Genomic DNA, 12,252 nt, shown 5'->3' with positions numbered 1-12,252 from the left:
GCCCTACCTGGACAGCGGCCGGCTCAAGCGCCTGCTGCCGGACTCCGTGCGGCTGCCGCGCGATTTCCATCTGGTGCGGCGGCGCGACGGCCCCGCCGACGATCGGTGCTTCCGCCTGTTCCGGGACTGGCTGCACGCCGAGGCGGCGGCGTTTTCCCTTGCGCCCGGCTGAACGCGTCGCGCCGAGAACTGAATAGTGCGGGGGCCGCCAGCCTCCTAGCGTCCGGCCATCGAGCGAACGAGGACGCGATGACCACCTATCGGCTGCATTACTTCCCCGAGTCCGGGAACAGCTTCAAGCTGGCGCTGATGCTGACCCTGTGCGGGCAGACGTTCGAGCCGGTCTGGACCGATTTCGGCGGCGGCGTCACCCGCACCGCGTCCTGGCGCGCGAACGTCAACCCGATGGGCGAGATCCCGGTCCTGGAGGTGGACGGCGTCCGGCTGACCCAGACCGGACCCATCCTGTTGCGCCTGGCCGACCAATACGGCCGGTTCGGCGGCGCCGGCGAAGCCGAACGGTTCGAGGTCCTGCGCTGGCTTTTCTGGGACAACCAGAAGCTCAGCGGCTTCATGGCCATGTACCGCTACCGGCGCGCCTTCACGCCGGGTCCCGATCCGCAAGTGCTGGCGTTCCTGCGCGGCCGGGTGGACGACTTCCTGGGCATCGTGGAAGCCGAGGTCGGCCGCCGTCCCTTCATCGCCGGCGACCGCCCCACCGTCGCCGATCTGTCGATGTCCGGCTACCTCGTCTTCCCGCCGGACGAGAGCGGCTACGACCTCGCCGCCCGCTATCCCGGCGTGCATGCCTGGCTGCAACGGCTCGCCGGCCTGCCGGGATGGAAAGGCCCCTACGACCTGCTGCCGGGGAAGCGCCTGCCCCGCTACGCCTGACGGGCGCGCCATCGCCCCGGCGGCAGCGCGCACCGGCCTTCGGCCGGACCTCCGGCCCGTCAGCCCTCCAGCCCGTCAGAAGGTGATCGTGCCCCGCAGGCCGAAGATCGCGGCGTCGTTCAGCGCCTGGGTGGGATCGTTCGCCTGCGGCAGGCCGCCGCCCGGGTGGAACACGTATTGGAAGTCAGGCTGCAGCGTCAGCCAGGGCGTGATCGGCGCCTGGTAGGTCAGTTCCAGCACCACCTCGGACGATTGGATCGGGCTGTCGACCCCGCTGTCGAAATTCGCGTCCAAGTCCAGCGAGCGCAGCGAATGGCTGACGTTCGCCCAAGCCACGGCGAGGCCCACCACGTCGTTGTCGCGCCCCGGGAACGTGCCTTTCCAGGTCGCGCCGGCATCGAGATAGAAATAGACGGCGTTGCGGTCCTGCTGGGGCGCCGCGGCGATGCGCGCGAAGCCCGACAGCCCGCCATCGTCGGTTCCCGGAACCCGATAGATCTGGTGGTCCATCAGGGCATAAAGCCCGTAATCGCCCTTGTGGCTGGCGGGCGTCCCGTTGCTGGACGAACTGGCGAGCGACTGGCCGGTGCTGTCCATATGCAGGTCGTCGAACCGCAGGGAGTTGTACCACCCGCCGATCTTGTAATTGCCGCCCAGGCTTGGATCGTCCTTGCCGGGCATGGTGCTGTAGCTGGCCTCGACGATCGCGAACACGCCGTAAACGGGGAAATGGATGCCGCCCGGATTGCCGTCGTTGCCCAGCGGGTTGCCGCTGAACACGGCGGCCTGGATGCTGGCCTTGTCGGTCGGGCTGTAGCGTATGCGCACCGCCGGGGCCGAAAACGGATAGGCCGGCCCGTTGGGCAGGTCGACGCCGTAGATCCCCGGCCAGCCGAAGGTCGAGTTGATGAACGTGCCGGCGACGTCGCTGACCAGGAATTCCTCGTCGGCGGCGAACTGGCCGATGCGCAGGTTGAGCTTGTCGTCGAACAGGCTCTGTTCAAGAAACAAGTCGTTCAGGCGGGACCCGCTCGGTGCCTCGATATTGCTCGCGGCCATCAGGTTGCCGACGTAGTTGGCACTGAGCCCCCGACCATGGATCTGGTATGCGTTGACGGTGACCGACCCGCCCTTCCAGCCCAGCAGTTTTTCCAGGTCGAACCCCACGCCCATCTTCGTGACGCCTTCGACGATCGCGCCCTGGCGCAGGCCGCCCGAAACATTGCCGAGAACCTCGTCGGTTTCGGTGAGCGAGAACGTGATGCCCTGGTTCGCAAGCTCCGTCCGCAGACCGCCCCAGTCGCCCGTCAGGGTGTCGCGTTCCCAGATGCTCTTGGGCGCTTCAGCCGGCGCCTGGTCCGCGGCCGGCGGGGTCTGCGCGCCGGCAGGGGCGGCCAGGCCGCCGAGGGACAGCAGGGTCGACAGCACCCAACCCGCTCCGCGCGCGCACCGTCCGATGTCGTTGGGCTTTGCCGAAAGTCTCATCATTCCTTGCTTCCCGAAGCAGTCATACGAAAAAGGATCATTGTTGCAGGGCGCCCGAAAGGACGGGCGAGGGCCGTTCGCGACCGTTACGTCAATCAGTCATTATTTTGATAAATATCATATTTCGACGTTTGACACCGGCTTGACGGGACCGTTGCGCACGCCTCGGCACGAGGACGGCGCACGGCCCTCGTGCCGCGCGCCCATCAGTGCTTCGCGCCCGCGGTGGCGACCTTCTCGGCGATCTTCGACAGCGGCTCCTGCAACGCCTGGATCGCCTTGCTGAGCTTGGCGCCGTCCGAGGCCTTCAGGTCGGCCGTGTAGATCTTGTAGCCGCCGGGCACGCCGGGGTCGCGATAGGATTCAAGCAGCGCCCGCACCGCGTTGAACTGGCCGCGCACCTGCTTCGTCAGGTCGGGGTCGATCTTCTCCAGGCCCGGCTCCAGGAAGGAGAACGCCTGCTCCGCCCCCTCGATGTTGCCCGCGAAGTCGATCAGGTCGTTGTGGCTGAAGGCCTCTTCCTCGCCGTTGATCTTGGTGCGCTGGACCTCCTCCAGCAGGTCGGCCGCACCGTTCGCCAGGTCTTCCGGCTTGTAGCTCAGGCCCTTCACCAGCGTATGCAGGCGGCCGACATTGGTCTGCAATTCCGCCGTCATCTGCTTCGTCTCGCCGGTGATCTGCCCTTTTTCGAACAGGTCCCGCTCGATCGCGTGGAAGCCGTGCCAGCCCACTTTCGGATCGAGGTTGGAGGCACGCATGTCGATCAGGTAGTCCAGGTTGCCGGCATTGTCGGTCGCCTTGAACCCGGGCATGACGAAGCCGTCGACATCGGATTCGATGCGCTCATAGAACGGACGCGCCAGCGCATAGGCCGCTTTGGCCTTCGCCAGGTCGCCGGCGTCGATCGCCGCCTTCAGGTTGGCGACGGCTGTCACCATGGCGTCGGCCATGTCGTTCACGTAGCCGGCGTATTCCTTGGCGCCCTGCTTCAGCAGGATCGCGGCGGTGCCGTGGGATTCCGGCGCTGCCTTGCCGGTCACGGTGAACGCGGTCATCTCCTGCTTCGCACCGGGGCAGTAGACCTGGTAGGAGCCGCCGCCCAGCGTCAGCGTCATGGCGACAGGGGGCAGGCCCGGCGCCAGGTTCTCCTTCTCGCCGACGATCCGGTTGTTGGTCTGCAGTTCGACCTCGGTGATGGCGGTGGCCGTCTTGTTGGTGACGGTGAAGGTGACCGGACCGGCCTTGGCGGTGTTGTGATCGAGCACGCAGGCCCCCCCGTTCTCGCCGGTCAGGGTGATGGCGACCTGCGACACGCCGTTCTTGACGGGCGCGACGTTCGATTGGGCCCAGGCATTGCCCGTGACCAGGGCGGCGACCCCCAACCCCGTCACGATGGTAAGCGGGCGTGTCAGTCTAGCGTGCGGCATTATAGGTCCTCATGGAGACTTGGCGGCTCGATCGCCGCCAAGGACAGTCGGGATCGCGGGGCGCGAGCGGATGGCCCGCGGCGCGACCGGATCCGGTTGCGGCGTGCAGTCATCCGAATGATTACATCAGCAACGAAATTCGCCGGCATGCGGCCGGCCGGATACCCACCCGCGGGTCGATATCCACGATGCAAGACCGGCGACCGTCATCGCATCGCCTCCGAATCCTTTCCGCCCCCGTTCGATCATGAGGGGTCTATATCCGGCCATCTGCGCAATTGCAACTCATTCTCAGTCGCGATTTGCAGGCCGATGCGGCGGATCAGGGTTCGCAGGTATTGTATTTGACCTATATCAATATTGTTGCGCCGCGCGTTCCTCCCCGCCCCGATCATCCGGCCGGCCTGATGTTTGGCTTGAACCAGCCGGCGCCACGCTCGACCCGGGCATCCGCCAGCATCGTGCCTGGCCGGAACGAACGCGATCGCGTCGGAAGAATCGCGACGGAAGAATCGCGACGGGAAGAATCGCGATGGAAGATGGGCGGCCGGCTATTCCGCGGCGCGTGGCATTTCGTGCGCGGGCTGGCGGACCAGCACGACTTTCTCGGCCGATTTGCCGAAGAAATGATACCCCGATCCCCCTTCCGCCAGGACGTCGAGGAAGGTGTCGGGATCGGTGACCCGGATCCCGCCCATCACGTCGACCCCGCGGCGCAGGAACGCGTCCGGGAACAGCCCGACGGTCGGGCCGACCACGACGACACGCGCCTGTGGCCGGCACAGCGCCAGCAGCGGGTCCACCGTATCGTTCAGCAGCGTCGTCCCGGTGATCAGCACGACATCGGCGTCCGGCACCACGGCGGGGGCCTCGCTGGCATGCCGGAAATGCGCCAGTTCCTCCCCTTTCAGGGTCGCGGGGTCCATCTCCAGGACCGTCCAGGGCTGCCGCGCCTGTTTCAGCGCCTTCAGGAACGGCACGAAGGCGCCGACCACCACCACGCGCTCGCCCGGCTGGATCCGAGCGGCATCGTATGCGTCGACGCCGACCTGCAGCGCGACGTCCGGCGTCGTTCGGCGTTCCCAGCACATCGCCGCCAGGGCGTTCGCCGTGGCGATGCCCAGGGCGCGCCGGATACCGCTCGCGGCCGCCACCTCCGTCAGCAGTTCGCGCGCCGGCCGGCCGCGCAGCCGGCCGGGGAACGGCATCGCCATGGCGGAACTGGGACAGCAGACCGCCTCGGGAATCGAGCGCAGCGGCGTCGCGCATGCCCCGGCGACGCCGGTATCCAGCTTCACGCCGGTGAAGAACAGCCCGACCACGGCCCGCTCCACCGTCACGCGATCGAGCGCCGCGCCCATGGCGTGCCGGATGCCCCGAATGGTTTCCGACAAGATGGTTTCCGACAAGATGGTTTCACCGGTCATGGAATCGCTCCCTTCAATCCCGTTCCCGCAACGCCGCGATTTCCTTGCGCAGGGCGCGGGTTTCCTCGAACTGCGCGGTGACGTCGCGCATGATCGCGGCAATGCCGGCCAGCGCGCCGCGATCGTCCGCGAAGGGCACGATCGTGAACGCGACCGAGATGCGCGCGCCATCCTTGCGGATGGCCGGGACCGACAGGACCTGGCCGTCGCCGTACCGCGTGCGGCCGGTGCGCATCGTTTCACGGTAGCCGTCCCAATGCCGGGCACGAAGCCCCTCGGGGATGATCACGTCGAGGCTTCGGCCGACGGCTTCCTCGGCCGTGTAGCCGAACACGCGGACCGCGCCGCCGTTCCAGGACCGGATCGTGCCGTCGCGGTCGGCATAGACCACCGCGTCCGGCATGTTGGCGACCAGCGTTTCGGCGAAATGCGCGTCCATCACGATGCCCCCATCACGATTTTTCCGTCAGGATCAGGTCCATCGGAACGTCGTACGGCTGGGGATGGATCGTCTCCATCTCGCTCGCCGCATAGCCGACGCCGATGACCACGGGCCGGTCGCCGCGCGCCGCGAGCGTGCGGTCGAAATAGCCGCCGCCGTTTCCCAGCCGGTAGCGGGCGCGGTCGAAGCCAAGCAGCGGGGCGATCATCAGGTCGGGATCGACGGGCTGCCGCCGGGCGGGGACGGGAATGCCCCAGACCCCGGACTCCATCGCGTCACCGGGCGTCCAGCGCCAGTACTCCAACGGCTGTCCGGCCGCGACGACCACCGGCAGGCAGAACGGCAGCGCGTCCGCCCTGGATTTCGCCCAGTCCAGCAGGCTGGGTTCGTATTTGATCGGCCAGTAGAGCCCGATGCATCCGGGCTTGCGGCCGGCGCAATAGCGGTCCAGCGCTTCGGCGATCCGCGCCGCCGCCGTGTGGCGTTGTTCGGCGGTCATCGCCTTGCGCGCGGCATAGAGTTCCGCGCGCTTTTCCCGCCGCCAGGCATTGACGTCCATCACGCCGTCTCCAGCAGGCGGACCAGCGCCGGCGCTGCGGTCAGGTCCGCGATCGTGTAGCGGTCGAGCACGGCGAGGAACGCCTCCAGCGCTTCCTTCAGCGCGGTCTGCAGCCGGCAGGCGGGCGCGATCAGGCACGCACCGCCCTCCATGCAGGTGACCAGCGCCAGATCCTCGGTCCGCCGCACCACCGCGCCGACGTTGATCGCCGCGGCAGGACGCGCCAGCCGGATGCCGCCGCCCCGCCCGCGCGTCGTCTCGATGTCGCCCGCCAGGCCCAGTTGGTGGATCACCTTGGTCAGATGGGCCTCCGATATCCCATACACGCGGGAGATGTCCGCGATCGTCGACTGGCCCCTGACCGCGAGGCAGATCAGGGTCCGCAGCGAATAGTCGCTGAACGCCGTGAGTCTCACGCCGCCGGCCTGCGGGCCAGGCCCTCGGGCGGGGCGCCGAACCGATGGAACAGCGCGAGTTGGAGGCTGGTGGCGATGCGCTGCGCCTTCGCCGCGAACTCCGCCGCCGGTCCGGGGTCGAACAGGTCGGCGGCCGTCGCGGCGAACAGCGCCAGCCAATCGGCGAAGAGCGGGCGTTCAAGGCCCGCCACCGCCCTGTGCACCGCCACCGGGTTGCCGGAATACCGCCCGGAGGCGAGCATCACGGACGACCAGAAGCGCCGCATGGTTTCCAGGTGGTCGGGCCATTCGTCCTCGGCGATCGCGGCGTTGAAGACGGGACCGAGGGCGGGATGGCGGCGCACGCGGCCGTAGAAGGTGTCGATCAGGACGGCGATCGAGTCTTCGGTGACGGCCGGGAAGCGGTTCTGTGTCATGGCGGCCTATAAGGTTTATTCTATATGAACCTTATAGGCCCGAGGACGCCGCCGTTCAAGCCTCGATGCACGGCTTGTCCGATCGTCAGGTCTCGCCCTTTCCCGGCGCCTTCCGCGGCACTGCCTCGGCGCCGGCGTTGTCGCCCCTGCCGGATGCTTTAAGGCGCCCATGGTCCGTCCGCCGTATCGATCTCCGCCCAAGGCAATGTCGGCGCCGGGGCCGGCTTCGGCTTCGGCAGCGGCGGCACCCAAGGCCGCTTCCCGCGATCCGCCCGGTCCGTCAGCACCCGCGCCCGATCCCGGCCCAGCCAGATCGCCGCGCTGCCGAAGCGCCAGACGGTGAACCGGTCGACCAGCGCCGGCCACGGCTTCGGGCAGAGATGCCGAGCGGGCTCCAGCGAAACGATGACGGAGACCCCGGAACAGTTGGCGCGCAACATGTCGCCGCGAACCAGCAGCGCCGCCTTCCGGCCGGGATAAGGTTGCAGGCGACACGACGCGTCCTCGCAACGAACCGGCGGCGCCGCCGCGTCCCCCTCCGCGCCGGTATCCGGCATCAGCTTCAGCGACCCCACCGCCCAGAACTGCGACCAGGAATCGGCGACGAACCGCGCGCTCGCCAGCGCGCTGTCCTGCGACGGCTGCACGAAGGCCCCGATCGGCGTCCGCACGGCGATCAGCCGCGCATCCGCCGAAACCAGCAGGTCGGGCGGCTGGAACAGCAGCGGCGACATCACGCCCACCGCCATCGGCGCCAACCCGGCCAGGCGCCACCGCCAACGCCACAGCCCGACCCAGGCCAGGCCCAGGGAGAAGGCGCACAGGCCCCAGACCGGCATGTGCGGCACGTCGAAGGTCGCGGCCGGCAGCGCTGCCGTCCAGCGTGCCACCTCGACCACCAGCGCCGCGCCCCAGCCCATCGGCACCAGCGCCAGCGCCTCCAGGTGCAACGGCATCAGCGCCAGCGCGATCAGTCCCGCCGGCATGACCCACAACGCCGTCAGCGGCACCGCGACCATGTTCGCCAGGATGAAATAGACCTGCACATGTCCGAAATGATACGCCCCGAACGGCGCCGACGCCGTCCCCGCCAGCGCGCTGGTCAGCGCCAGGGCCACGCAATGCGAAGCGAACCGCCGCGCCCATGTCCGTCCGTGCAGCCGCCGCAGCCAAGGACGCAGCGCCTCGTAGCCGGCGATCAGCGCCAGGACGGCGGAAAAACTCATTTGGAACGAAACGTCCGGCACGTCCTGCGGCGACAGCAGCATCAGCACCGTCGCCGCCAGCGCCAGTCCGCGCATCGACACCGGCCGCCGATCCGCCAGCACGGCGATGGTGAACAGCCCGGCCATCAGGAAACTGCGCACGATCGGGACATGCATCCCGGTCAGCACCATGTACGCGCCGCCGCCCGCCAGCGCGCACAGCGCCGACAGCTTCTTCGTCGGCCAGAACAGCGACGCGTGCTCGCTGCACCGGAATGCCAGGCGCGACGCGGCCAGCACGAATCCCATGACGATGCCGATATGCAGCCCGGCCACGGCCAGCAGGTGCGCCAGGCCCGAATCGCGGAACGCCGCGTGATCCGCCTCGGGGATCGCCATCGACGTCCCGGTCAGCAGCGTGACCGCGAACGCGCCCGGCGAGCCGTGCACCACGGCCAGGACCCGTCGCGCGATCCTCTCCCGCATCCCCTGCACCACCCGCGCCGCTGTCGGCCGCTGGGCCGCCTCGCCCCGTTCGACCTGCCCCAGCGCGAAGCCCGAGGCGCCGAGGCCGCTGTAATAGGCGTCGCGCTGCAGGTCCCAGGCGCCGGGATAGGCCGGCATCGCGGGCGGCCGCAGCAGCGCGCGCACGCGGACGGGGTCGCCCGCCTCCAGCGTCGTGTCGTCGCCGCGCCGCAGCCGGATCCTGACCCAGCGGCGCAGCGGCGGCGCGCCGTCCAGCGAGGCGGCGGTGACGGTCACCCGCCGTCCTTCCGGCAGCATTTCGACCGCGCCGGCCACGCCGCTGACGATGACCGCCTTCGACGGGATCGCCGTCTCGATCGGCGGCGCCCGCGCGGTCGCCACCTGCCCGGCGGCGAACCCCAAGGCCATGGCGGCCAGCGGCACCAGCAGCAGGCGGGACGGCGGCACCAATGCCGCCGGCAGGACCAGGCCGGCGCAGGCCACGGCACCGGTCCAGAATGGCGGCTCGAACCGCAGGGCGTAATAGGTCGCGACGCCGGCGCCCACGAACACCGGCAGCCAGAGGGGGAGCCGGTCCCGCTCAGCCTCCAACCACGCCCGCGCCCCAGCGACCAGCCTCATGCGGGGCAGAGTAGCGGCGAAGCGTCTACAAAAAGTGAACCGGCGTGCTAGATCGCTCGCCATGACCGTTCGCACCCGCTTCGCCCCCAGCCCCACCGGACCGCTGCATATCGGCGGCGTCCGCACCGCGCTGTTCAACTACCTCTACGCCCGCCACATGGGCGGCGAATTCCTGCTGCGCATCGAGGACACCGACCGCGAACGCAGCACCGAGGAGGCCACGCGCGGCATCATCGAAAGCCTGGACTGGCTGGGCCTGGCGCGCGACGGCCAGACCGTCTTCCAATCCACCCGCATCGCCCGCCATGCCGAGGTCGCGCGGCAATTGCTGGAAAGCGGCAACGCCTATTACTGCTACGCGACGCCGGAAGAGCTGGCCGCCGAACGCGAGGTGGCCGCGAAGGAGAAGCGCGTCTGGCGCTATGACGGCCGCTGGCGCGACCGCGATCCCAAGGACGCCCCGCCCGGCGTCAAGCCGGTGATCCGGCTGAAGACGCAGCGCGACGGCGACACGGTGCTGGAGGACCTGGTGCAGGGCACCGTCCGCGTCGCGAACGCGGAGCTGGACGACATGATCATCCTGCGCAGCGACGGGACGCCGACCTATAACCACTCGGTCGTGGTGGACGACCACGACATGGGCATCACCCATGTCATCCGCGGCGACGACCACCTGACCAACACGTTCCGCCAGATCCAGGTCTATCGCGGCATGGGCTGGGACCTGCCGCGCTTCGCCCATATCCCGCTGATCCACGGCGACGACGGCAAGAAACTGTCGAAGCGGCACGGCGCGCAGTTCGCGCTGGAGTTCAAGGAGAACGGCTACCTGCCCGAGGCGCTGTGCAACTACCTGATGCGCCTGGGCTGGTCGCATGGCGACCTGGAGATCATCGGCCGCGAGGACGCCATCCGCCTGTTCGACATCGTCGACGTCAATCGCGGGGCGTCGCGGATGGACTACCCCAAGCTGCTCAACCTGAACGGCATCTATATCCGTGCGGCGGACGACGGATGGCTGACGCGGGACGTGATGGAGCGGCTGGCGAAGAAACCCGGATTGACGCCGGCGCCCGAGACCGAAGCCCGGGTCCGCGTCCTGATGCCGGCGTTGAAGGACCGGGCGAAGACCCTGGTGGACCTGGCCAGCGCCGCGGTCTTCCTGGCGCAGGCGCCGCGCCCCGATCCGAAGGCGGAGGCGGTGCTGACGCCGGAGGCCAAGGCGATGCTGCGCGACCTCGGGCCGGCGCTGGCGGCGACGGATTTCGCAGTGCCGGCCCTCGACGCCGCCTTGCGCGCCTTCGCCGACGCGAAGGGTCTCAAGCTCGGCCAGGTCGCGCAGCCGCTGCGTGTCGCCTTGACCGGAAGCACCGTCAGTCCCGGCATCGACGCCACGCTGGCCGCCCTGGGCAAAGGGGAAGCGCTGATGCGGATCGCAGCCGCCGCATCATGAGGACGGCGACACGGAGGCGGCGACGCAGGCGCGTGCGGAACATCCGACATCGTTAACCATTGGGAAATATCTCGCCGCTAGGGTGACGCAACGCCGAACGAACGGCGGTGATCCAGAACGGAGCGGCCCGTGCGTCTGAAACGTCACGTTTCATCCCAGCTTTCGAACGGCCTGACGGTCGGCGGCGCCGCACTGGTCGCCGCCCTGCTCGTCGCCGGCGCCGGCAAGGTCGCGCGCGATCCGGTGTCGGTCGGCGACATCATCACGTTCGAGCCGGACCCTGGCGCGATCACGACGGTCTCGACCTTGCCGTCGGGCCGGATCGCGGCGCATCGGCCGGATCAGTATGGCTGTATCCTCGATCTCGACACGCTGCGCCGTTTCGGCGGCAGCCTGGTGACCGAGGCACGGTTGGCGTCCGAGGGACAAAGCTACCGGCTGCACTGGGCGGGCGAACGCACGGCGCCGGACAGCGGGGATTGCGGAAGCAGCGCGGACCTGATCCTGAGCCGCCGCGACCTCAACCGCCTGGCGGCCGCCGGAGGCGGCTCCATCATGACCGGTATGCGTTCCCGCATTGGCCGAACAGACGGCGAGCAGGAGCCGGGGCTGTAGGCGGGGCTGCGGTCGGGCCGCGCCGAACCCTTGATCGACGCCGCGGGACCTGGATGGCGGGCCTTCGCCCGCCATGACGGGGGCGGCGCCACTGTCCGACGGAGGATTGCCATGGCGTCCATTCATAGGACTAAAGAGAAATCCCTTGACTTGAAGGGGAATATAGACCTAATAGACCGCACCCCATTCCTCCCGCAGGCCCCCATGCCCATCTCCCTCCTCGACCTCCCCACGGCCTTCGTCCGTGCCGTCCTGTACAACCTCGCCATGCTCATGCTCCAAGGCGCCGGCGGCAACATGGACGAGGCTTGGCAGGCCGCCGTCGACCTCATGCGCGGCCATGACGTGCAGACCGACGTGGAACTCCATTGCTTCGCCCAGGTCATCGGCTTCACCCTGCAATCCGGCGAGGCGCTGGGCCAGGCCGCCAACCCCAACCTGCCGATCACCCAGGTGATCCGCCTGCGCAGCGGCGCGCTGGCGCTGGCCCGCGCGGCGGACAAGGCGCAGTGCCGGCTGGACGCGGCGCGCGCGGCACGCCACGCCGCGGTCGACCGGATCGCCAACGCCCGCGACCAGGCGCCGCAGCCGGCCCGCCTGACGCGTCCGGTGTTCGTGGACGAACCCGGGACGGCTGAACCCGCGAAGGCTGAACCCGTGAAGGCTGAACCCAAGGCTGAGCCCGGGATGGTCGAACCCGTGAAAGCCGAACCTGTGAAAGCCGGGCCTGTGAAAGCCGAACCCGCGAAGGCTGAGCCCGGGACGGCGAAGGCCCAGGCCGGCACGGCGCCGGCGCCTGCTCCCGC

The 12,252-nt window shown here is 69.0% G+C and carries 12 protein-coding genes; 4 read left to right on the top strand and 8 right to left on the bottom strand.

The genetic code is table 11. The features are described from left to right. The first annotated feature begins 249 nt into the window (after positions 1–249). Positions 250–894 carry a glutathione S-transferase family protein gene (locus VHB27_RS01005; RefSeq protein WP_325596785.1) on the top strand — a complete coding sequence of 215 codons (645 nt, stop codon included), beginning with the start codon at positions 250–252 and terminating at the stop codon, positions 892–894. Positions 895–969: 75 nt separating this feature from the next. On the opposite strand, the gene VHB27_RS01000 is transcribed toward VHB27_RS01005, so the two are convergent. From VHB27_RS01000 to VHB27_RS00965, 8 genes are all read right to left on the bottom strand, one after another. Next, positions 970–2,379: a carbohydrate porin gene (locus VHB27_RS01000; RefSeq protein WP_325596783.1), complete on the bottom strand. Its 1,410-nt coding sequence runs from the start codon at positions 2,377–2,379 to the stop codon at positions 970–972. A gap of 206 nt (positions 2,380–2,585) precedes the next feature. Continuing rightward, positions 2,586–3,806 carry an iron uptake system protein EfeO gene (gene efeO, locus VHB27_RS00995; protein WP_325596781.1) on the bottom strand — a complete coding sequence of 407 codons (1,221 nt, stop codon included), beginning with the start codon at positions 3,804–3,806 and terminating at the stop codon, positions 2,586–2,588. A gap of 551 nt (positions 3,807–4,357) precedes the next feature. After that, positions 4,358–5,233, bottom strand: a complete 876-nt coding sequence (locus tag VHB27_RS00990) for a DUF364 domain-containing protein (protein ID WP_325596779.1) — start codon at positions 5,231–5,233, stop codon at positions 4,358–4,360. A gap of 13 nt (positions 5,234–5,246) precedes the next feature. Beyond that, the gene (locus VHB27_RS00985; protein ID WP_325596777.1) at positions 5,247–5,672 is read right to left on the bottom strand and encodes a PAS domain-containing protein; all 426 of its coding nucleotides are present in this window, start codon (positions 5,670–5,672) and stop codon (positions 5,247–5,249) included. 13 nt (positions 5,673–5,685) lie between these two features. Continuing rightward, positions 5,686–6,234 (bottom strand): 5-formyltetrahydrofolate cyclo-ligase, encoded by a 549-nt coding sequence (locus tag VHB27_RS00980; RefSeq protein ID WP_325596775.1) that lies wholly within the window; start codon positions 6,232–6,234, stop codon positions 5,686–5,688. Beyond that, a complete protein-coding gene (locus tag VHB27_RS00975; protein WP_325596773.1) occupies positions 6,234–6,650 on the bottom strand; it encodes an Rrf2 family transcriptional regulator in 417 nt (138 codons plus the stop codon). Before VHB27_RS00975 ends, VHB27_RS00980 begins: the two co-directional genes overlap by 1 nt. Continuing rightward, complete coding sequence (locus VHB27_RS00970; RefSeq protein WP_325596771.1) at positions 6,647–7,066, bottom strand: group III truncated hemoglobin; 420 nt, start codon at positions 7,064–7,066, stop codon at positions 6,647–6,649. Before VHB27_RS00970 ends, VHB27_RS00975 begins: the two co-directional genes overlap by 4 nt. Before the next feature lie 158 nt (positions 7,067–7,224). Continuing rightward, positions 7,225–9,378 (bottom strand): ComEC/Rec2 family competence protein, encoded by a 2,154-nt coding sequence (locus VHB27_RS00965; protein ID WP_325596769.1) that lies wholly within the window; start codon positions 9,376–9,378, stop codon positions 7,225–7,227. 61 nt (positions 9,379–9,439) lie between these two features. On the opposite strand from VHB27_RS00965, the gene gltX reads away from it, so the two are divergent. The 3 genes from gltX to VHB27_RS00950 form a co-directional block, all read left to right on the top strand. After that, entirely contained in the window at positions 9,440–10,831 is a 1,392-nt protein-coding gene (gene gltX, locus VHB27_RS00960) for a glutamate--tRNA ligase (RefSeq protein WP_325596767.1), read from the top strand. A 129-nt stretch (positions 10,832–10,960) separates the two neighbouring features. Continuing rightward, on the top strand, positions 10,961–11,446 hold the full coding sequence (locus tag VHB27_RS00955) for a hypothetical protein (RefSeq protein WP_325596765.1): 486 nt from the start codon (positions 10,961–10,963) through the stop codon (positions 11,444–11,446). A gap of 204 nt (positions 11,447–11,650) precedes the next feature. Further along, on the top strand, positions 11,651–12,252 hold a 602-nt coding region (locus VHB27_RS00950), incomplete at its 3' end, for a hypothetical protein (RefSeq protein WP_413788611.1).

The sequence above is a fragment of the Rhodopila sp. genome (assembly GCF_035548235.1).
Taxonomy (GTDB): Bacteria; Pseudomonadota; Alphaproteobacteria; order Acetobacterales; family Acetobacteraceae; genus Rhodopila.
The sequence above is the reverse complement of the archived record's forward strand: the minus strand, read 5'-3'. Positions and strand labels throughout refer to the sequence as shown.